The sequence below is a fragment of the Corallococcus sp. BB11-1 genome (genome assembly GCF_026626625.1).
In the GTDB taxonomy this organism is placed as follows: Bacteria; Myxococcota; Myxococcia; order Myxococcales; family Myxococcaceae; genus Corallococcus; species Corallococcus soli.
In genome coordinates this window covers 268,689-289,756 of sequence record NZ_JAPNJY010000035.1, presented here as the reverse complement: position 1 = coordinate 289,756, position 21,068 = coordinate 268,689, and the positions used below count along the sequence as shown (strand labels likewise).

The window sequence follows — 21,068 nt, the reverse complement described above, 5'->3', positions numbered from 1 at the left end:
CCCGACGTGAAGCCTCCCTCGACAGGAACGGAAGGCGTCGTGGACCTGCATGGTGCCCGTCGCGCTCGCCGTCTGGATTTGTACCGCACCCGGCTCAACGAGCGGGTGCAGGACACTCGCGCCAACCTGGTGACGCTCTACCAGGGTGGCACCCTCTTCACGCCGGACGGCACGAAGCAGGGCCGCTCGCTCCTGAAGGCCCTCCAACTGCTGCAGCGCGTTGGCCCCAAGCTGGAGGAACTGGCCGGCAGTGGCGTCCTGCCCGCCCCCCGTGCGTCGGAGCGCATCGACGCGCTCTACAACGAGGTGGACGGCCTGTTCACCCGCTGTGACCGCCTCACTGGCCGGGGCACGGCGAGCGTCGCCCGCCTCCCCCGCCGTTAGGCGCCTGCCCGACTACGGCAGCTCCGTCTGGCCCTGGCGGCGCAGGAACGTCGGGATGTCGAACTGATCCTCGTCCAGGGGCAGCGGCGCGTCCTTCACCACCGACGTGCGCGCGCTCTGCATGGAGGACTTCGGGTTCTCCACGGTGGACATCGACGGACGGGGCGTGCCCTTCGCGGGGACCAGGCTGGCCACCTCCTCGCGGGAGGAGGACAGCACCGACGGCGCCGGACGGCTGGGCAGCGGGACCTGGACCACCTGCGCCATGGGCCGCACCTTCGCCGCCTCGCGGTGCACGAAGCCCGTGGCGATGATGGTGATCTTCACCTCGTCCTGGATCTGCTCGTCGATGAGCGACCCGAAGATGATCTCCGCCTCGCCGTCCGCCGCGTCGTGCACCAGCGTCAGCGCCTCGTTGACCTCCTGCAGGGTCATGTCGCGGCCGCCGGTGATGTTGATGAGCAGGCCGGTGGCGCCGTCGATGGAGACGTCCTCCAGCAGCGGGCTGGAGATGGCCTGCTGCATGGCGATGACCGCGCGCCGGTCGCCGCAGGCGTTGCCCGTGCCCATGAGCGCCAGGCCCTTGTCGCTCATGATGGTCTTCACGTCCGCGAAGTCCACGTTGATGTAGCCGTGGTACTGGATGAGATCGCTGATGCCCTGCACGGCGTTGAGCAGGACCTCGTCCGCGCGCTTGAACGTCTCCAGGAGCGGCATGGGCTCATTGGAGAGCGACAGCAGGCGCTGGTTGGGGATGGTGATGAGCGTGTCCACCGCGGCCTTGAGCTCCACGATGCCCTGCTCGGCCTGCTTGCGGCGCTTGTTGCCTTCGAACAGGAAGGGCTTGGTGACGACGCCGACGGTCAGGCAGCCCAGGCTCTTGGCGATGTCCGCGATGATGGGCGCGGCGCCCGTGCCGGTGCCACCGCCCATGCCGGCCGTGACGAAGACCATGTCGGCGCCTTCCAGCACCGCGGCGATCTGATCGCGCGACTCCAGGGCGGCCTCGCGGCCCATCTCCGGGTTGGCGCCGGCGCCCAGCCCCTTGGTGAGGGCCTGGCCCAGCTGCAGCCGGGTGGGCGCCTTGCTGGCGGCGAGCGCCTGGACATCGGTGTTGGCGGCGATGAAGTCCACGCGGTCCAGCTTCGACAGAATCATCGTGTTGACCGCGTTGCAGCCCGCCCCACCCGCGCCCACGACACGAATCTTCGCGGCCTGCTTGTTCTGCTCGAACTGGTCCATGTCGTTCCTCGTGGCGGAAGCACCGCGGCGCCGTCCGCGATGACTGCCGCCGTCGACAATCATCAGGAAGTCGGGCGCTTTGGCAAGTATTCCGCTACCAGCCTGTAGCGCCCTGCTGCGGTGTCGAGTCCTGACGCCCACTTACGCGCGCGGCGTCAGCAGTCATGCGTGCGCGGCGGTGGGTGAAACGCCCTCTTGACTCGCGCGCATGACTCGCCGTGGTCGGTTGTGCGTGCCGCGTACGCGGGTGGACGTGTGACGACGGGGTCCGGATGACGAAAAGGCCCGGCTCCCTCTACGGGAACCGGGCCTTCGCGTTCAAGCACGACGGTGGAGGACTACGGGGCCGGACGCTCGATTTCGACCTTGCCCAGCTTCAGGATGTTGAACTCCACGCGGCGGTTGTTCTCGCGGCCCGCGGCCGTCTTGTTGGTGTCCACCGGCTTCGTTTCGCCGAAGCCCTCGGACTCCAGGCGCTCCGCGGCGATGCCCTCGTTCACCAGGAACGTGCGCACGTTGGCGGCGCGGCGCTTGGACAGGTCCAGGTTGGCGGCGTCCTTGCCCTGGTCGTCCGTGTGGCCCTCGATGCGCAGCAGCTCCACCTGCGGGTTGGCGCGCAGCACGGCGGCCACCTGCTTCAAGAGCGGGAACGAGCGCGGCAGGATGACGTCCTTGCTCGTGGCGAAGTAGACCTTCTCCAGGATGAAGATGCGCTCACCCTCGACGGTCACCTTGACCTTGCCCTTGTCCGGGCAGCCATCCTCGTCGGTGACGCCGTTGATGGTCTCCGGCTCGTTCGGGCACTTGTCCGCCGTGTCCGGGATGCCGTCCTTGTCGTTGTCCGGGTCCGGGCAGCCGTCCTCGTCCTGGAAGCCGTCCTTGTCCTCGGGCGCGTTGGGGCACTTGTCGTCCGGGTCCATCAGGCCGTCGCCGTCGGTGTCCACCGGGGCGGGCGGAGGCGGCGCGGGCTTCGTGTCCGGGCAGCCGTCGGCGTCCTCGTATTCGTTGACCGTCTCCGGCTCGTTCGGGCACTTGTCCGCCGTGTCCGGGATGCCGTCCTTGTCGTTGTCCGGGTCCGCGCAGCCATCCGCGTCCTGGAAGCCGTCGAAGTCCTCCGGCCCCTCCGGGCACACCGGCCGGGGCGCCGGGGCACGCTCGGGGGTGCTGTAGGCCAGGCCCGCGAGCACGCGGAAGGTGGGCGTGCCGTAGCCGTGCGTCAGGCCCGGGCCCGCGCCCACGTGGGCGGCGAGCCCGCTCTTCGCGCGGTACTTCAGGGCCGCGAGCAGCTCCAGCGGGATCTCCTCTTCGTCCTGCTGCTTGAAGCCCAGGGCGCCCGTCAGCGTGGCCGCCACGGCCAGGGGCACCTTGCCCAGTTCGAACGGAACCTCCGCGCCCAGCCCGTACGCCAGCGCGTTGCCGGTGTTCAGGTTGCGCAGCTGCTGCGACTTGCGCAGGTCCACGCCCAGGTTGGCCAGCACCCGGAAGCGACGGCCGTACTCGGCCACCAGGCGCGGGTTCACGGAGACGCCCGACCCGCCGAGGAAGTCCGAGGCGCCGCCGGTGGGCAGCGACACGGGCACCGCCAGCGACAGGCCGTAGTCCTCACCTTCCAGCAGCCGCGCCTTCGGGATGAACCGAAGGTCGCCGATGCCGCCGCCGCTCACCCCGTTGGCGAACGACGGGTCCACGGCCGGCGAGTTCTCCGAGCCCTGGATGGTGATGGGCAGCACGACGCCGATTTCGAAGCGGTCGAGGAAGCCCACCGCGCCCATCAGGTCCACGCCCACCTGGCTCTTCACCAGGGAGGTGACGTACTCGTCCTTGCGGGGGTCGAAGAAGTTGAGCGGCTTGTCGGCGTAGTTGACCGAAAGCCCCACGTTCCACCCCAGGTGCCGCTGCACCTTCGCGCCGTGCATGCCGAGCACGTCCGACACGCCCGGACCCGGCTTGTACTGCTGCACGTCGATGGCCTGCGACACCGCCCCGGCCTGAGCCAGGGCTGCCGGGGCCGCGAACAGCGCGGCCACGAACATGGCGACCGCCCCGCCCGCCCGGGCCAGGAGCTGCCCGGCCTTGCGGAAGCGGCGCCCCACCAGGGGCAGGGCCAGCAGCATCAGCGCGAAGGGCGCCAGCGAGCCCGTCCCACCCGTGCTGCAGCCGTGGCCCACGACGAGGAAGTCGTCGTTGGCGTCGAGCGGGTTGGAGCCGCCCTGCACTTCCACGCCGTCGTCGATGCCGCCCTGGTCGGTGTCCTTCATCGTCGGATCCGTCTCCGTGGCGTCGCGGCGGCCGTCATGGTTGGAATCCTCCTCGCCGTCCTTCAGGCCATCGCCATCCGAGTCCGGGTTCTTCGGATCCGTCTTCGTCGACGGGTCCGCGTCCGGCTTGAAGTTCGGCGAGGACTGGTCGGTGCCCGGCGGCGCGGTTTCGGTGGTGACGCCCAGCTCTGTACCGTCGTTGATGCCGTCGTTGTCGCTGTCCGGATCCAGCGCGTCGATGATGCCGTCGCCGTCCGTGTCGGTCAGCCCGTCGATGCCGTCCGGCACGCCGTCGTCGTCAGAGTCGGAGTCGAACGGATCCGTGCCGGCTTCAACCTCCCGCTCGTTGCTGATGCCGTCGTTGTCCGCGTCGTTGTCATCCGCGGGGTTGTTCGGATCCGTCTCCCGCACGTCCACGCGGCCGTTGTGGTTCGCGTCCTCCATGCCGTCGAACACGCTGCCACCGTCGGTGTCCTTGTTGAGCGGGCTCGTCGTTGTCGACGGGTCCTGGTCCGCGACGAACTTCGTCGGGTCGGTGTCCGTGCCCTGCGGCGTGGTGAGGCCCAGTTCCAGGCCGTCCGTCAGGCCGTCGCCGTCCGTGTCGATGTTGTTCGGGTCCGTCTCCGTGGGGTCCACGCGGCCGTCGTGGTTGGCGTCCTCGTTGCCGTCCGTGAGGCCGTCGTCATCCGAGTCGTCGTCCAGCGGGTTTGTCTTCGTCGTCGGGTCCTTGTCCGCCACGAACTTCGACGGATCGGTGTCCGTGCCCTGCGGCGTGGTGAGGCCCAGTTCCACGCCGTCCGTCAGGCCGTCACCGTCGGTGTCCGCATTCTTCGGATCGGTCTCGTCGGCATCGACGATGCCGTCGTGGTCCTTGTCCTCATTGCCGTCAGTGATGCCGTCGTCATCCGAGTCATCGTCCAGCGGATCCGTCTTGCCGACATTGACCTCGATGCCGTCGGGGATGCCGTCGCCGTCCGTGTCCGGGTTGTTCGGATCCGTGCCGATGATGGACTCCTCCGCGTCCGGCAGTCCGTCGCCGTCCGTGTCCACCATGCCCGTCGAGTCCACCGTGAAGGTGGTGGTCGCGGTCGTGCTCGTCGCCGTACCGTCCGTGGACACCGCCGTCACCGTGTACGTGCCATCGGCCAGCGGGCCCGGGAGCGCCTGGCTCCAGTTGCCCGAGGCATCCACGGCGAAGGGGCCGTAGTTGGTGCCCTGGAAGGTCACCGTCACGGTCGTCGCGTTCGTGGCCGTGCCCGTCACCGTCACGTTCGGGTTGGTCGTCGTCGAACCGGTGGCCGGCGTGGTGATGGCCACCGTCGGCAGCGCCGTGTTCACCGTGAAGGTGGTGGTCGCGACCGTGCTCGTGGACGTGCCATCCGTGGACGTGGCCGTCACGGTGTACGTGCCGTCAGGCAGGGAGCCAGGCAGCGCCTGGCTCCAGTTGCCTGAGGCGTCCACCGCGATGGGACCGTAGTTGGTGCCCTGGAAGGTGACCGTCACCGACGTCGCGCTCGTGGACGTCCCCGTCACCGTCACAGTGTCGGTGCCAATCGTGGAGCCATTGACCGGCGTGGTGATGGCCACCGTCGGCGGCGTCAGGTCCACCGTGAAGGTGGTGGTCGCGGGGGTGCTGGTGTTGCCCGCCGCGTCCACGGCCACCGCGGTCGCGGAGTACGTGGTGCCATCGGTCAAGGTCACCGGAGGCGTGAAGGTCCAGTTGCCCGCCGCATCCACCGGGATGGAGCCATAGTCCACGCCGTCGAAGGTCAGCGTCACGGACGCCGCCCCGACAGACGTGCCCGTCACCGCCACCGTGTTGGTGTTGATGACCGTGCCGGTGGCCGGCGCGGTGATGGCCACCGTCGGCGGCGTCAGGTCCACCGTGAAGGTGGTGTCATCCTGCGTGCTGGTGTTGCCCGCCGCGTCCGTGGACACCGCCGTCACCGTGTACGAGCCTTCGGTGAAGCTCACGGGCAGCGTGTAGGTCCAGTTGCCCGAAGCATCCACCGGGATGGAGCTGTAGGTCGTGGAGCCGTAGGTGAGCGTCACGGACGTCGCACCCGTGGACGTGCCCGTCACCGTCACCGTGCTGCTGTTGAGCACCGCGCCGTCCACCGGCGTGCTGATGGCCACCGTGGGCGCCGTCAGGTCCACCGTGAAGATGGAGGTCGCGGGGGCGCTGGGGGTCCCCGCACCGTTCACGGACACGGCCGTCACGGTGTACGTGCCTTCGGCCAGGGGGCCCGGCAGCGCGTAGCTCCAGTTGCCCGCCGCATCCACCGTGACGGGGCCGTGGCTGGCGTTGTCGAAGGTCAGCGTCACGGACGTCGCGTTCGTGGACGTGCCGGTGACCGTCACCGTGCTGGTCCCCACGGAGGTGTTGTTGACCGGCGTGGTGATGGCCACCGTGGGCGCCGTCAGGTCCACCGTGAAGGTGGAGGTCGCGGTCGTGCTGGTGTTGCCCGCCGCGTCCGTGGACACCGCGGTCACCGTGTACGAGCCGGCCGCCAGGGGGCCTGGCAGCGCCCCGCTCCAGTTGCCGGAGGCGTCCACCGGGAAGGGACCGTAGTTGGTACCCTCGAAGGTCACCGTCACGGACGTCGCGCCCGTGGACGTGCCCACGACCGTCACCGTGGAGGTTCCAACCGTCGAGCCGTTGGCCGGCGTGCTGATGGCCACCGTCGGCGCCGTCGCGTCCAGATTGAAGGTGGAGGTCGCGGGGGTGCTGGTGTTGCCCGCCGCATCCATGGACACGGCCGTCACGGTGTACGAGCCATCCGCCAGGGGACCCGGCAGCGCGTAGCTCCAGTTGCCCGCCGCATCCACCGCAGCGGGGCCGTAGCTGGCGCTGTTGAAGGTCAGCATCACAGACGTCGCGTTCGTGGCCGTACCCGTCACCGTCACGTTGGGGGTGTTGATCGTCGAGCCGTTGGCCGGCGTGCTGATGGCCACCGTCGGCAGAGGCCCGTTCACCGTGAAGGTGGAGGTCGCGGCCGTGCTCGTGTTCGTCCCGTCCGTCGACGTGGCCGTCACGGTGTACGTGCCGTTGGCCAGCGGGCCCGGGAGCGCCCCGCTCCAGTTGCCAGAAGCATCCACGGCGAAGGGACCGTAGTTGGTGCCCTGGAAGGTGACCGTCACGCTCGTCGCGTTCGCGGCCGTGCCCGTCACCGTCACGTTCGGGTTCGTCGTCGTGGAGCCGTTGGCCGGCGCGGTGATGGCCACCGTCGGCACCGTGGTGACACCCGTCACCGTGAAGGTGTTGGTGTTGCTCTGGGGGCTCGTGATGCCCGCCGTCACCGAGACCGCGTACACGGTGTGGGAACCGGGGCTCAGGACCGGCGGCGTGAAGGTGTAGTTGCCCGCCGCGTCGGACGTCGTCGTGCCCACCAGCGCGCCATCCACGTAGATGCTGACGGCCTGGTTGCCGCCGCCCGGCGTGGTGCCGGTGATGGCGGGGGTGGTGTTGCTCGTCGACGAGCCGTTGGCCGGCGTCGTGACGGTGGGCGGCAGGTTGATGACACCCGGATTGCCGGGGGCCGCGCCGTACGTCGCACCATCAGGGGCGCTCGGAGTGCTCTGGGTCCCGGCCTCACCGCGCGCGACGGACGTGTCGCAGGAAAGGGTCGTGCCCTGAAGAAGGATGTTGCCACCACCACCACCGCCGCCAGTTCCATGCGGCGTCTCGAAGACGCTGTTGCCGCCAGAGCCACCGCTCGCGGAGAGACGGCCCGTGCCGTTGCAGGACAGCGCGCCGTCGAACTTCAGCGAAATGGTGCCACCCGCGCCGCCGCCGCCCGCCGCGTCGTTCTGCGAAGCCACGCCATTCAGGCCGTCCGCCGTGATGTTGCCCGAGCCCGCCAGCGCCGCACCGCGCACGAAGACGATGCCACCCGCATTGCCACCGCCACCACCGGCGCCATCGTTGCCGTGACCGGAGCCACCGCCGCCGCCGAACAGGAGGCGCGTCGCGGGGCTGAACGTCATCTGCCCGCCGCCCAGGCCACCCACCGGACGCGAGGGCGTAGGCTCATCACCGGTCCAGGTCCGGCCGCCGATACCGCCCGCGCCACCGTTGCCACCACCACCACCACCGGAGTTGTGGCACACGCCGCCGCCACCCGCGTGGAGGATGTTGCCCCGGCCCGCGGTCCCCTCGGCGACGGGGAACGACTCAGGCACCTTGAAGCGACCGGGCACCACACCCTCGCCCTTGATCGCGCCGCCCTCCCACTCCTCGTCAAGCCCCGAGCAGTCATCACCACTGCCGTTGAAGTACTCGCCGCCGCGGAAGCCCGCGCCGCTGGCGGTGATGGCGCCATTGTTCGTCACCGTCCCGGTGGCGAGGAACACCACGATGCCGCCCAGGTTGTCCGTGTGGTCAACGTCGTTGGACCAGGCCTTCGCGGCGATGCTGGCCCCCGGGTTGATGGTCACCGACGTGTACTCGGGCACCCGGATGACCTGCGCCGAGGAGCGGATGGCGTCGAGATCCGCGTCACCGCCCGTGAAGGACGCCGTGAGCGCGGAGGCCAGCACCAGCTGCGTGTCGTCAACCACCTGCGACACGCGCACGAACTGCCAGTTGCCCACCGCGTTGGACGCGAAGTTGAACGGTCCCGGAGCACCGGACGTCACCGCTTCCGTGTAACCGGTGGACTGGAACACCATCACCAGGTCGTCCGCCCCGAACCCCGCCGTGTCCGTCACCGTCAGGCTGGTGGTGCCCACGCCTGCGTTGGCGTTCAACCGCGTGTACGTGTTGACGACGGTGTTGAGCGCGTTGACGGTCAACGCACCATCGGTCCCATTGCCCAGGCCAAAGGTGTCCGGTTCGGCCATCGCCGGAGACGCCATGAACACGGCGCACAGCAGGGCCAGGAGGCCCGCGGCGGATCGGCGAACTCCCGTCAGGGGCGTCAGCAACCGCGAAGTCTTTTGTGGAGTCATAAGGTCAGGGGCTCACAGGAACAGCGGAATGGTTCCGGGGGGCCAGAAGCCCCCCTAGCAAGCCGGGCGCCATCCTCTGTCGGATTTTCATTCCCATCAAATCCAGGGACTTGCGCGGCTTGCCCAGCGTCCTTACGAGCGGGGTCCGGAAGGTGGATCCAGATTCCAGATTCTGGAAGACCCACCGCGTCTCTTCCTGACGCGTCAGCGTGCGCCGTTGACGCGTCCGCCCTACCCGTCACGTCCCCCTGAAACGCGAAAGGGCCCCCCGAAGGGAGCCCTGACTCAGCGCGGCATCACGCCGGGTGCTGCTAGAAGATCTCTTCCAGCCACTCGCGCATCCGGCCCTTCACCTTCTTGTAGACGTTGCCGTCCTCGCGGATGCGGAACATGCGCCGGTCCATGTGCTTGGCGCCGTAGACCACCAGGCCCACGCCCGTGGCGTACATGGGGCTCTTCACGACGTCCACCAGGCCGCCAATGCCGCGCGGCATGCCCCGGCGCACCGGCAGGCCCAGCACCTCTTCGGCCAGCTCCGGCATGCCCGCCAGCAGCGTGGAGCCGCCCGTGATGACGATGCCGGACGCGAGCAGGTCCTCGTAGCCGCACTTCTGGATTTCGCGGTGCACGAGCTGGAAGATCTCCTCCACGCGCGGTTCCAGGATCTCCGAGAGGATCTGCCGGCCCAGGACGCGCGGCTGACGGCCGCCCACGCTGGGGACCTCAATCGTCTCGTCCTTGTTGATCATGGACGCGAGCGCGCAGCCGTACTTCTGCTTGATGCGCTCGGCCTCGTGCGCGGGGGTGCGCAGGCCGATGGCGATGTCGCTCGTCAGGTTGTTGCCGCCCAGGGCGATGACGGCCGTGTGGACGATGGAGCCGCCGGAGAAGATGGCGATGTCCGTGGTGCCGCCGCCGATGTCGACGAGGCACACGCCCAGCTCCTTCTCGTCCTCGCTCAGCACCGCCTCCGCGGACGCCAGCGGCTGCAGCACGATGTCGGAGACGTTCAGGCCCGTGCGGTTCGCGCACTTGACGATGTTCTGCGCGCTGGAGACGGCGCCCGTGACGATGTGCACCTTGGCCTCCAGGCGCACGCCGGCCATGCCCAGGGGCTCCTTGATGCCGCCCTGGTCGTCAATGATGAACTCCTGGGGCAGGACGTGGATGACCTCCCGGTCCAGGGGGATGGCCACCGCCTTCGCCGCGTCGATGACGCGCGCGATGTCCGCCTCGCGGACCTCCTTGTCCTTCACCGCGACGATGCCCTGGGAGTTGAAGCCCTTGATGTGGCCGCCGGCGATCCCCGTGTAGACGTGGGAGATCTCCGCCCCGGCCATCAATTCGGCTTCCTCCACGGCGCGCCGGATGGACGACACCGTGGCCTCGATGTTCACCACGACGCCCTTGCGCAATCCCTTCGACGGATGCGTGCCGATGCCGATGATGTCGATCCCGCTATCGGTCAGCTCGCCGACGATGGCGCAGATCTTCGTCGTGCCGATGTCGAGGCCGACGATGATCTCCCCCGACTTCTGCTTCGCCATGAAACCTCCCAGGCCCCCTCACTCTCGTGAAGGAAGCATCCTCACTGCGTCGAGCCCCCGCTCCTCTCGGAGTCGGACCCGCTCGAAAGCCTCACCGCCACCCAACCCGGTCGGGCACGGTTATCCAGGCGAATGATCGCGGCTGCAAGCCCCCTTGTGCTGAGCTCGCGACGAACGCGCGCCAGCCGCTGGAGCTTGACTTCCGTATCGCCCGCGCCGAGGCGCACCTCCTGCCCCGTCGCCGTCACCAGCGCAAGCCCGCTGTTCTCCAGGCGCACCTCGGACAACCGCTCCGATCTCCCCGGCAACAACCGCGCATAAGCACGGGTTACATCCAAAGCTTCCCGGAAGCGCGCACGCACCGCGTCCGCGTCCGCGACGTAGGCATCGCGCTCCAACCCCGTGACGAGCGGCAGGTCCAGCCCGTCCCCCGGGGTGACGCGCTTGAAGGGCTCGCCCTCCTCGTCCAGCACGTACAGGTCGCCCAGCACCGCCAGCGCCGCGGGCGCGTGCTCCAACACCTCCACCGACACCCCGCGCGGAAACCGCCGCGTCACCTCCACCGTGCGCACCCACGGGTGCTGCCCCATGGCCTTCGCCAGCGCCGCCGGCTCCAGCGACCACAGGTTCTGCCCCGCCGCCAGCCCCGACAGCTTCAAGAGCTCCGGGCGCGAGGCCCGCTCCAGCCCGGTGAACGTCACGGACTCCAGCGCGAAGTGCGGAGACACCCGCGCCCAGGCGCGCAGCTCGATGCCGCCCCACACCAACGCGGCCGTCGCCACCGTCAGCCCCAGCGCCTTCGCCACCCGGGGCCCGTGCGAGCGCACGGCGCCCTTCACCGCGGTGTTGCGCGATGCGGTGTCCAGGTGCCGGCGTTTCTTGTTCTTACCGAAGGCCATGGGGAGGGATGCGCATGCTGCGTGCGGACACCGCTTGACGCCAGTTTTTGGCTACAGGCACGTCGCTGTAGCGGTCCGGAGGGACACGCCGGCCCGCCAAGGGGCCGGAACTCCAGGAGACAACGCAGTCCGGCTCAAGCCTTGAGCGAAGCGCCCAGGAGCAGCCGCTCGCACAGCGCCGGGAAGTCGATGCCCCGCCCCGCCGCGATCTTCGGCAGCAGGCTGGAGGCCGTCATTCCGGGCAGCGTGTTGATTTCCAGCAGGAACACGTCGCCGGCTTCCGTGACGATGACGTCCGAGCGGGAGCCGCCCGCGCACCCCAGCGCCACGTGCGCGGCGAGGGAGACTTCGTTGACGCGCGCGTAGAGGTCCGGCGGCAGGGGCGCGGGGAACAGGTACTGGGTGCCGCTGCCGGCCTTGTACTTGGCCTCGTAGTCGTAGAACTCGCGGGCGGCCTTCACTTCGATGACGCCCAGGGCCTCGTTGTCCAGCACCCCGCCCTGCACCTCGCGGCCCTTGATGAACTGCTCCACCATCAAGGTGCCGGCGTGCTTCGCGGCGTCCTCGACGGCGGCCGCGTAGTCCTCACGCGTCTTGCAGATGTGCACGCCCACGCTGCTGCCCTCGCGGCTGGGCTTCACCACCACCGGGAAGGGGAACGGCAGCCGGTCCGCCTCCGCCAGCGCGGCCTGCGCAGAAGCGAAGGCGCGGTAGGGCGGCGTGGGGATGCCGCGCGAGATGAAGATCTCCTTGGCGTACACCTTGTCCATGCCCACCGCGGAGGCCATCACGCCGCTGCCGGTGTAGGGGATGAACATGGACTCCAGCAGGCCCTGGATGCAGCCGTCCTCGCCGAAGCGGCCGTGCAGCGCGAGCCACGCCACGTCCACCTTCTCCGCGATGAGGCGCGCGGGCAGGTCCTTGCCCACGTCGATGTCCACCACGTCGTAGCCCAGGCCCCGGAGGGCGCCGGCCACGGCGGCGCCGGTGCGCAGGGACACCTCGCGCTCGGAGGAGAGGCCGCCGTACAGCACGCCCACGCGCTTGGCCTTCAACTCTTCCGGGGTGAAGCCACGGGAACCGAGGGTCATGGAAGGAACGCTCCGACGAACTTGACTTCGGGTTGCATGGAAACGCCCGAGGCCTCCAGCACCCGCTGCTGCATCAGGGTGATGAGGCCCCGCACGTCGCGAGCGGCCGCGCCGCCCAGGTTGACGATCCAATTGGCGTGCAGGGTGGACACCTGCGCGCGTCCCAGGGTGTGCCCCTTCAGGCCCACGAGTTCAATCAGCCGCCCGGCGTGGTCGCCCGGCGGGTTGGTGAACACGCTGCCGAAGTTGGGCTGACTCAAGGGCTGCGTGCGCTTCCTGTAGCCCAGGTCCGCGTCCATCGCCGCCTTGCTGGCCACGACGTCACCCTTGGGAAGCACGAAGCGCACGCGCGTGACGATACCTCCAGGCGGCAGCGTGGCGTGACGGTAGGTGTGGGGCACCTGCGCTTTCGTCCACCACCCCACCCCGTCCGCCGTGGCGACTTCAATCGCCTCCACCACCCGGAAGCACTCGCCGTTCTTGGTGCCCGCGTTCATCGTCACCGCGCCGCCCAGGGTGCCGGGGATGCCCGCGAGGAACTCCGCGCCCACCAGCCCCTGCCCCCGCATCACGTTGACCAGCCGGGCGATGGCCGCGCCCGCCCCCAGCGTCACCCGCCCCTCGGCCGGGCCCACGTCGAGCGCCTCCGGGAAGACGTCCGCGGGCAGCTTGAGGGTGATGCCGGGCACGCCGCCGTCGCCCACCAGGGTGTTGGCGCCGCCGCCCAGGACCGTGACGGGGACGCCCTCGTCCCGGGCGAAGCGCAGCAGGTCCACCAGCGCGTCCGCCGAGCGGGGGCGCACCAGGGCCTCGGCCGGGCCGCCCACGCGCACGCTGATGAGCGGCGCCAGGGGCTCGCCCGGCTTCACGTCCAGGCCCGGCAGCCGCGCCACGCGCGCCGCGAGCGGTGTGACGACCCCCGCCTCCATCCCCTACCCGCCCTTCGCCGCGCCCATCAGGCTCAGCAGGTCCGGGCCCACCTGGGTGATGTCCCCGGCGCCCAGCGTCAGCACCAGGTCGCCTTCGCGCACGCGCTCCTGGAGCGCCTTCGCCACGTCCGCGCGCTTCTCCACGAACGTCACGTCGCGGTGCCCGTGCGCACGGATGGCCTCCGCCAGCGCGTCCCCGGTGGCGCCCGCGATGGGCTCCTCGCCCGCCGCGTACACGCTGGTGACGAAGAGCACGTCCGCGTCGTTGAAGGACGTGGCGAACTCCTTCATCAGGTCATGCGTGCGCGTGTAGCGGTGCGGCTGGAAGGCGGCCACCACGCGGCGCCCGAAGGCCCGGCGCGCGCCGGACAGCGTGGCCATCACCTCCGTGGGGTGGTGCCCGTAGTCGTCCACCACGGTGATGCCGCCCACCTCGCCGCGCACGGTGAAGCGGCGCTGCACCCCGCCGAACTCGGCCAGCGCGCCGCGCACCGTCTCCAGCGGGATGTCCATCTCCTCCGCGATGGCCACCACGGCCAGCGCGTTGAAGGCGTTGTGCGCGCCCACCATGCGCACGCGGAACTCTCCCAGGTCCTCCTCGCGGCGGAACGCGCGGAAGGACGTGGTGAAGCCGTCCAGCGTGATGCCCTCCAGCCGGTAGTCCGCCATGTGCGAGCTGCCGTAGGTGACGAAGCGCTTCTCGATGCGCGGCAGCAGGGCCTGGACGTTGGGGTTGTCCAGGCACAGCACGTTGAGGCCGTAGAAGGGCACGCGGTTGCAGAACTCCACGAAGGCGGACTGGAGCGTCTCCAGGTCGCCGTAGTGGTCCATGTGCTCCGGGTCGATGTTGGTGACGACCGCGATGGACGGGTGCAGCTTGAGGAAGCTGCCGTCGGACTCGTCCGCCTCCACCACCATCAGCTCGCTCTTGCCCAGCTTGGCGTTGGAGTCGAGCACGTTCACCTTGCCGCCCACCACCGCCGTGGGGTCCAGGCCCGCCGCGGACAGCACCGTGGCCACCATGGACGTCGTCGTCGTCTTGCCGTGGCTGCCGGCGACGGCGACCGCGTACTTCAGGCGCATCAGCTCCGCGAGCATCTCCGCGCGGGGGATGACGGGGATCTTGCGCTGGCGCGCCGCCACCACCTCCGGGTTGTCCTTGCGCACCGCGGAGGAGATGACCACCACGTCCGCGTGCACCAGGTTCGCCGCGCGGTGGCCCTCGTAGAGCGTGGCGCCCAGCTTCGCGAGCCGGCGGGTGATGTCGCTCTCGCGCAGGTCGGAGCCGGACACGCGGTAGCCCAGGTTGAGCAGCACCTCCGCGATGCCGCTCATGCCGATGCCGCCCACGCCCACGAAGTGGACGTGCGCCGCGTGGCGCGTCTTGTAGAGGCTGCCGGGCTTGTGGGTGACGGACTTGCTCATGCCTTGCTCCCGGGTGCCTTCTTCGAATCCTTCGGGTCCTTCAACGCCTTGGACGACTCCTTCGGCCCGCGGTCGCGGCCCTGGAAGCCCCAGGCCTGCGTCGTCAGGTCCGCGCACACGTCCGCCAGCTCCTTCGCGGCGGCGGGCCGGCCCAGGATGCCGGCCTTCTTCGCCATCTGCTTGAGCTTCGCCGGGTCCGTCATCAGCCCGCGCAGCGTCTGCGCCAGCAGCTGTCCGGTGAGCTCCGACTCGCGGAACATCAGCGCCGCGCCCGCGTCCACCAGCGCCCGGGCGTTCACCTCCTGGTGGTTGTCCGTCGCGTGCGGGAAGGGCACCAGGATGCTGGCCTTCTTGCACACCGTCAGCTCCGCCAGCGACGTCGCGCCCGCGCGGCAGATGACCAGGTCCGCCCGGGCGTAGGCGGAGGACATGTCGTCGATGAACTCCACCACCGTGGCCTGCGCGCCGAAGCCCTTGTCCGCGTAGCCCTTCTTCACCGTCTCCAGGTCGTTCTTGCCCGTCTGGTGGACGATGGAGACCTGGTCCTTCAGGTCGCCCAGCGAATCCAGCGCGTCCAGCATGCGGTTGTTGAGGCCGCGCGCGCCCAGGCTGCCGCCGAAGACGAGGACGGAGAACTTCTCGTGCGCCGAGCTGCTGCGCAGGTAGTTGTCCATCAGCTTCTTGCGGATGGGGTTGCCAATCATCTGCACCTTGGCCTCCGGGAAGAACGCTTTCGCTTCCTCGAAGGCGGTGAAGACGACCTTCACGATGCGGCCCAATATCTTGTTGGTGAGGCCGGGCAGCGCGTTCTGCTCCTGGATGGCGGTGGGGATCCCCATCATCCACGCGGCCAGCACCACCGGGCCGCTCGCGTAGCCGCCCACGCCCACCACCACGTCCGGCTTCTGGCGCGACAGGATGCGGAACGACGCGAGGAACGCCAGGGGCAGCGCCCAGAGGCCCTTGAGCAGGCCGAGGAGGCCCTTGCCCTTGAGGCCCTGCACCTTCACGAACTCCAGCGGGTAGCCCTCCTTCGGCACGACGCGGGCCTCCAGGCCCCGCTCGGTGCCCACGAAGACGACCTCGTTGTCCGGGTGGCGCGTGACGACTTCCTCCGCCAGCGCGATGCCCGGGAAAAGGTGACCGCCCGTGCCGCCGCCCGCGATGAGCACCTTCACGCCGTCACCTCCCGCAGGTCCGTCGTGCCAGCCCGCACCGGCCTTGAAGCCCCTTGCGTGTTCGCGCTCAACGACAGGAGCACGCCCGCCGCCCCCATCAGCACCACCAGCGACGAGCCGCCGTAGGACACGAACGGCAGCGTCAGCCCCTTCGTGGGCAGCAGGCCCATGGCCACGCACATGTTCACCGTGGCCTGGAACGCGATGATGGAGCTGATGCCCAGGCCCAGGTAGGTGCCGAAGGTCTCCCCCGCCGCCAGGCTCGCGCGGATGCCGCGCCAGAGCACGATGGCGTACAGGGACACGAGCAGCCCCACGCCGATGAGGCCCAGTTCCTCCCCCAGGATGGAGAAGATGAAGTCCGTGTGCGCCTCCGGCAGGAAGAACAGCTTCTGCCGCCCGTCGCCCAGGCCCAGGCCGGTGATGCCGCCCGAGCCGATGGACATCAGCGACTCCGCCACCTGGTAGCCCACGTCATGCCGGTGCGCCCACGGGTCCAGGAACGCGAGGATGCGCTTCATGCGGTAGGGGCTCGTCGCGATGGCCACGAAGGCCAGCGGCAGCGCGAGCAGCAGCGACCCCACCAGGTAGCTGAGCTTGGTGCCCGCCGCGAACAGCAGCACGAAGAGCATGAACACCAGCAGCACGCTGCTGCCGAAGTCCGGCTGGAGCATGCACAGGAACACCAGGATGCCGCACAGCGCCAGGTGCGGCAGGAAGCCGATGGAGAACGTGGCCACCTTCTCCCGCTTCTTCGCGAGCGAATAGGACAGGTAGACGAGCCACGCGAACTTGGCGACCTCCGCGGGCTGGAGGCTGAAGCCCGGCAGGCGGATCCACCGGCGCGCGCCGCCCGCCGTGGTGCCGATGCCCGGGATGGCCACCAGCACCATCAGCACGATGGCCGCCAGCAGCAGCGGGTACGCCAGCCGCGCCAGCCGCCGCCAGCCCAGCTTCATCATCACCGCCATGGCCACGATGCCCAGGCCCGCGGCCGCCAGCTGGCGCTTGAGGAAGTACAGGCTGTCGCCCAGCTTGTCCTGGGCGAGCACCGCGCTGGCCGAGTACGTCATCACGAGCCCCAGCGAGACGAGCGCCAGCACGGCGCACAGCAGGATGGGGTCGAACCGCACGGGAACGGACGGAGCAGAGGTCTTCATGGAGGTCAGAGCGCCCCGACGAGGCGCTTGAACGTGTCGCCCCGGTCCTCGAAGTTCTTGAACTGGTCATACGACGCGCACGCCGGGGACAAGAGCACCGTGTCCCCCGCCGCCGCGAGCGAGCGCGCCTTCGCCACCGCCGCGTCCAGCGTGCCGCAGGCGTGCACCGGGGCCTCGTTGGCGTACGCCCGCGCCAGCGCATCCGCGTCCTGGCCCAGGGTGAGCACGCCCTTCACCTTCCCGTGCCCCGCCTCCACCATGGGCGCGTACGGCGCGCCCTTGCCCTTGCCGCCCGCGATGAGCCACACGTCGCCCGTGAACGCCTTGAGCGCCACCAGCACGGAGTCCACGTTGGTGGCCTTGGAGTCGTTCACCCACTCCACGCCGTCCAGCACGCGCACGCTCTCCAGCCGGTGCGGCAGGCCCGGGTAGCCGTCCAGCCCCGCCTGCACCGCGTCCCGGGACACGCCGCCCAGCCGCGCCAGCAGCGTGGCCGCCATGGCGTTCTGGACGTTGTGCGCGCCCCGGAGCGCGCGGTTCTGGAGCGTGAAGTCCTCGCCGGAGAACTCCAGCCGGAAGCCGCCGTCCTGCATCACCGCGAGCCCCGCGAGCGCGGGCGCGTCCACCACCGGGCGGCCCGTGACGCTGAAGCCGTACACCGGCACGCGCGCGGAGGCGGCCAGCGTCATCACCGCCGCGTCGTCCGCGTTCACCACGGCGAAGTCGCCGCTGGCGTGCTGGTTCATGAAGATGCGCGCCTTCGCCGACCCGTACTCTCCCTGGTTCGCGTAGCGGTCCAGGTGGTCCGGCGTGAGGTTGAGGAGGGCCGCGCCGTACGGGCGCAGCTCGTGGATGCCCTCCAGTTGGAAGCTGGACAGCTCCACCACCAGCGCGTCCCAGTCCCCGGGCGCCATGGCGGCTTCCGCCAGCGGACGGCCCAGGTTGCCCCCCACGAAGGTGCGCTGGCCGCCCCGGGCGTACAGCTCCCCGGTGAGCGCCGTGGTGGTGCTCTTGCCGTTGGTGCCGGTGATGCCCAAAAACCGCGGGGCCCCTCCCGGCGCCAGCTCCATCACCCGCCACGCGAGCTCGACCTCCCCCCACACGGGGACACCCGCCGTGCGCGCGACCTCCAGCTCCGGCAGCGACAGCGGCACGCCCGGGCTCACCACCACCAGGTCCTGGCGGGTGAGCAGCCCCGCGGGCGTGGCGCCGGTGACGAGCGTCACCCCGTTCGCGTGCAGCTCCTTCGCCACGTCGCCGAGCGCGTCCTCGGAGCGCGCGTCCAGCGCCGTCACCTTCGCCCCGTGCTGGAGCAGCAGGCGCAGCGCCGCGACGCCGCTCTTGGCCAGCCCGAACACCGCGACCTTCCGACCGGACAGCGAAGCGTTCATGGGCGGGACCGACCCCTTTGGGGACTAGCGCAGTTTCAGGGACAGCAGGGCCACGCCACCACAGAGGATGGCGACAATCCAGAAACGCACGATGATCTTCGGCTCGGCCATGCCCTTCAGCTCGAAGTGGTGGTGCACGGGGGCCATCTTGAAGACGCGCCGGCCCGTCATCTTGAACGACGCCACCTGGATCATCACGCTCAGCGCCTCCGCGAAGAAGATGCCGTGGACGATGGCGGAGACCACCTCGTTCTTCGAGAACACCGCCAGCGCCCCCAGCGCGCCGCCCAGCGCGAGCGAGCCGATGTCGCCCATGAACACGGACGCCGGGTAGGTGTTGAACCAGAGGAAGGAGATGCCCGCGCCCACGATGCTGGCGCAGAAGACGGCCAGCTCCGCGCCGCCCGGCACCTGGAGGATGCCCAGGTAGCGGTACAGCGGCGTGGCGGTGAGGCGCGCGACGCCGTTCACCGTCTCCGTGTCCGCGATGTGCAGCGTGGTGCCCGCCACGTAGCAGAGCACGCAGAACGTCACCGCCGACACGATGGTGGGCACGATGGCCAGCCCGTCCAGGCCGTCCGTGAGGTTCACCGCGTTGGACGTGCCCACGATGACGATCCACGCGAACACGACGTAGAACCAGCCCAGGTCCGGGTTGAACCAGTGCGACGGCACGAACGGCAGCGTCAGCCGCGTGTCGATGAGCAGCGTCGGCCCGAAGGAGCCGTCCGCCTTCGTCCAGGTGCACATCAGGCCGAAGATGGCGATGAGGAAGAAGATGGTCTGCAGCACCATCTTCTTGCGCCCCGCGAGCCCCTTGGAGTTGCGCTTGGACAGCTTGAGCCAGTCGTCCAGGAAGCCGATGAAGCCGTAGCCGAAGGTGAGGAGGATCATCACCCAGACGCCCCGGCTCTTCAGGTCCGCGAACAGCAGCGTGCCCGCCGCGATGCACAGCAGGATGAGCGCGCCGCCCATGGTGGGCGTGCCCTTCTTCTTCTGGTGCGAGTCCGGCGTGTCCTCGCGCACGTTGCTCTGCCCGTGCTGCTTCAGCCGCAGCCGCGCGATGAGGCGCGGGCCGATGAGCATCCCCAGCAGCAGGGCGAAGACGCCCGCGGCGATGATGCGGAAGGTCGGGTAGCGCAGGAAGTTGAGGACGCGCCCGGCCTCGGAGTTCTGGATGAGCTCGTACAGGAGGTACAGCACTTAGTGACTCCCTTGGGGGGCGGCCGTGCCCGTGAGGGCGGCCACCACGCGCTCCAGTCGCATGCCGCGACTGGCCTTCACCAGCACCACGTCACCGGGGGCGAGCCGGGGCGTCAACCAGGCCACCAATGGCTCCACCTCGGTGAAGTGCGCGGCGGCTTCGCCCAGCTTCGCGCGCGCGTGGCCGCCAGCGGACCGGGGACCGAAGAACGCCACCTTCGCCGCGTGCTTCGCGACGAGTTCGCCCAGCCGGGCATGCTCCTGCGCCTCGCCCGCGCCCAGCTCCAGCATGTCGCCCAGCACCGCCACCGCGCGTCCGCCCTCGGGCACCAGCGTGCCCAGGGTGACGAGCGCCGCTTCCATGGAGGCGGGGTTGGCGTTGTAGCAGTCGTCCACCACCGTCACGCCGTTCAGGCCGTCCAGGATGTTGAGGCGCCGCGCGTACGGCCGCGCCGACTCCAGGCCCCGCACGCACTCCTCCGGGGAGTAGCCCAGCGCCAGCGCCGTCGCGAATGCCGCCGTCGCGTTCTGCGCGTTGTGCGGCCCCACGAAGTGCAGGCGCACCGGCCAGTCCCGCTGGGCGTAGCGCACCGTGGCCACCATGCCGTCGCGGCCCAGCGTCTGGACGCCACGGAGGCGCACGTCGGCGGCCTCCGCGCGGCCGAACGTCAGGTGCCTGGCGCCACTGCGCGCGGCCTGGTGCACGATGAGTTCGTCATCCAGGTTCACCACCGCCGTGGCCTGGGGCAGCAGCTCCCGGAAGAGCTCGCCCTCCGCCTCGGCTACGCCCTGGAGGCTGCCCAGCCCCTCCAGGTGCTCCGGCTGGACGACGGTGATGACGCCCGCGTCGGGCTGCACGCGGCGCGTGAGCCGTTCGATTTCGCCCGGCTGGTTCATCCCCACTTCGATGACCGCCGCCACGTGGGACGGCTCCAGCCGGAAGAGCGTCAGGGGGACGCCAATCTCGTTGTTGAAGTTGCCTTCCGTCTTCAGCGCGGGGCCCCGCGTGGCCAGGATGGCGCCCACCATCTCCTTGGTGGTCGTCTTCCCGTTGGAGCCCCCCACCGCCGCCACCGGGATGCGGAAGCGGCGGCGGTGCAGCGCGCCCAGGCCGCCGAGCGCGGCCAGGGTGTCCTCCACCTCGAAGAGCGGGAAGCGGGCGGGCAGGGCCGGCAGCGCCCTGCCCCGCTTCACCACCGCCCCCGCGGCCCCTCCGCGCATGGCGCCGTCCACGAAGTCGTGGGCGTCGAAGCGCTCGCCCTGGAGCGCCACGAACAGGCACCCCGGGGTGAGCGACCGCGTGTCGGTGCGGACGTCGGGAAACCCCGCGGGGACTGCATCCCCGCGGCGGGTCGCCCCGGTCGCCTGCACCACCTCGTCGTCGGAGAATCGAGCGGCCATGAAGGGAGGT

The 21,068-nt window shown here is 70.0% G+C and carries 13 protein-coding genes; 1 reads left to right on the top strand and 12 read right to left on the bottom strand.

Translation table 11 applies throughout. The annotated features are described in order from the left end of the window. Window positions 1-39 precede the first annotated feature (39 nt). A complete protein-coding gene (locus OV207_RS30425) occupies window positions 40-384 on the top strand; it encodes a hypothetical protein (protein WP_267558529.1) in 345 nt (114 codons plus the stop codon). Between the two features lie 12 nt (window positions 385-396). On the opposite strand, the gene ftsZ is transcribed toward OV207_RS30425, so the two are convergent. The 12 genes from ftsZ to OV207_RS30365 all read right to left on the bottom strand — a co-directional run bounded on the left by ftsZ (window position 397) and on the right by OV207_RS30365 (window position 21,058). Next, on the bottom strand, window positions 397-1,626 hold the full coding sequence (gene ftsZ / locus OV207_RS30420) for a cell division protein FtsZ (RefSeq protein ID WP_193349468.1): 1,230 nt from the start codon (window positions 1,624-1,626) through the stop codon (window positions 397-399). Window positions 1,627-1,964: 338 nt separating this feature from the next. Continuing rightward, on the bottom strand, window positions 1,965-8,810 hold the full coding sequence (gene agmC, locus OV207_RS30415; protein ID WP_324291577.1) for an adventurous gliding motility protein AgmC: 6,846 nt from the start codon (window positions 8,808-8,810) through the stop codon (window positions 1,965-1,967). A gap of 335 nt (window positions 8,811-9,145) precedes the next feature. Further along, window positions 9,146-10,381: a cell division protein FtsA gene (gene ftsA / locus OV207_RS30410; protein ID WP_120610305.1), complete on the bottom strand. Its 1,236-nt coding sequence runs from the start codon at window positions 10,379-10,381 to the stop codon at window positions 9,146-9,148. Window positions 10,382-10,422: 41 nt separating this feature from the next. After that, window positions 10,423-11,280 (bottom strand): cell division protein FtsQ/DivIB, encoded by an 858-nt coding sequence (locus tag OV207_RS30405; protein WP_193349465.1) that lies wholly within the window; start codon window positions 11,278-11,280, stop codon window positions 10,423-10,425. Between the two features lie 134 nt (window positions 11,281-11,414). Beyond that, window positions 11,415-12,371 carry a D-alanine--D-alanine ligase gene (locus OV207_RS30400; protein WP_193349464.1) on the bottom strand — a complete coding sequence of 319 codons (957 nt, stop codon included), beginning with the start codon at window positions 12,369-12,371 and terminating at the stop codon, window positions 11,415-11,417. After that, window positions 12,368-13,300 (bottom strand): UDP-N-acetylmuramate dehydrogenase, encoded by a 933-nt coding sequence (gene murB, locus OV207_RS30395; protein WP_193349463.1) that lies wholly within the window; start codon window positions 13,298-13,300, stop codon window positions 12,368-12,370. Before murB ends, OV207_RS30400 begins: the two co-directional genes overlap by 4 nt. A gap of 3 nt (window positions 13,301-13,303) precedes the next feature. Then, window positions 13,304-14,725, bottom strand: coding sequence for a UDP-N-acetylmuramate--L-alanine ligase (gene murC, locus OV207_RS30390; RefSeq protein ID WP_193349462.1), 1,422 nt, complete (start codon window positions 14,723-14,725; stop codon window positions 13,304-13,306). Next, entirely contained in the window at window positions 14,722-15,903 is a 1,182-nt protein-coding gene (murG, locus tag OV207_RS30385; RefSeq protein WP_267558527.1) for an undecaprenyldiphospho-muramoylpentapeptide beta-N-acetylglucosaminyltransferase, read from the bottom strand. The genes murC and murG overlap by 4 nt, the downstream gene beginning before the upstream one ends. Beyond that, the gene (ftsW, locus tag OV207_RS30380) at window positions 15,900-17,063 is read right to left on the bottom strand and encodes a putative lipid II flippase FtsW (RefSeq protein ID WP_193349460.1); all 1,164 of its coding nucleotides are present in this window, start codon (window positions 17,061-17,063) and stop codon (window positions 15,900-15,902) included. The genes murG and ftsW overlap by 4 nt, the downstream gene beginning before the upstream one ends. Window positions 17,064-17,068: 5 nt before the next feature. Continuing rightward, complete coding sequence (gene murD / locus OV207_RS30375) at window positions 17,069-18,454, bottom strand: UDP-N-acetylmuramoyl-L-alanine--D-glutamate ligase (RefSeq protein WP_267558526.1); 1,386 nt, start codon at window positions 18,452-18,454, stop codon at window positions 17,069-17,071. Between the two features lie 24 nt (window positions 18,455-18,478). Beyond that, window positions 18,479-19,657 (bottom strand): phospho-N-acetylmuramoyl-pentapeptide-transferase, encoded by a 1,179-nt coding sequence (mraY, locus tag OV207_RS30370; RefSeq protein WP_267558524.1) that lies wholly within the window; start codon window positions 19,655-19,657, stop codon window positions 18,479-18,481. Continuing rightward, window positions 19,658-21,058, bottom strand: coding sequence for a UDP-N-acetylmuramoyl-tripeptide--D-alanyl-D-alanine ligase (locus OV207_RS30365; protein ID WP_267558523.1), 1,401 nt, complete (start codon window positions 21,056-21,058; stop codon window positions 19,658-19,660). It abuts the gene before it with no gap. Between the last annotated feature and the right edge of the window lie 10 nt (window positions 21,059-21,068).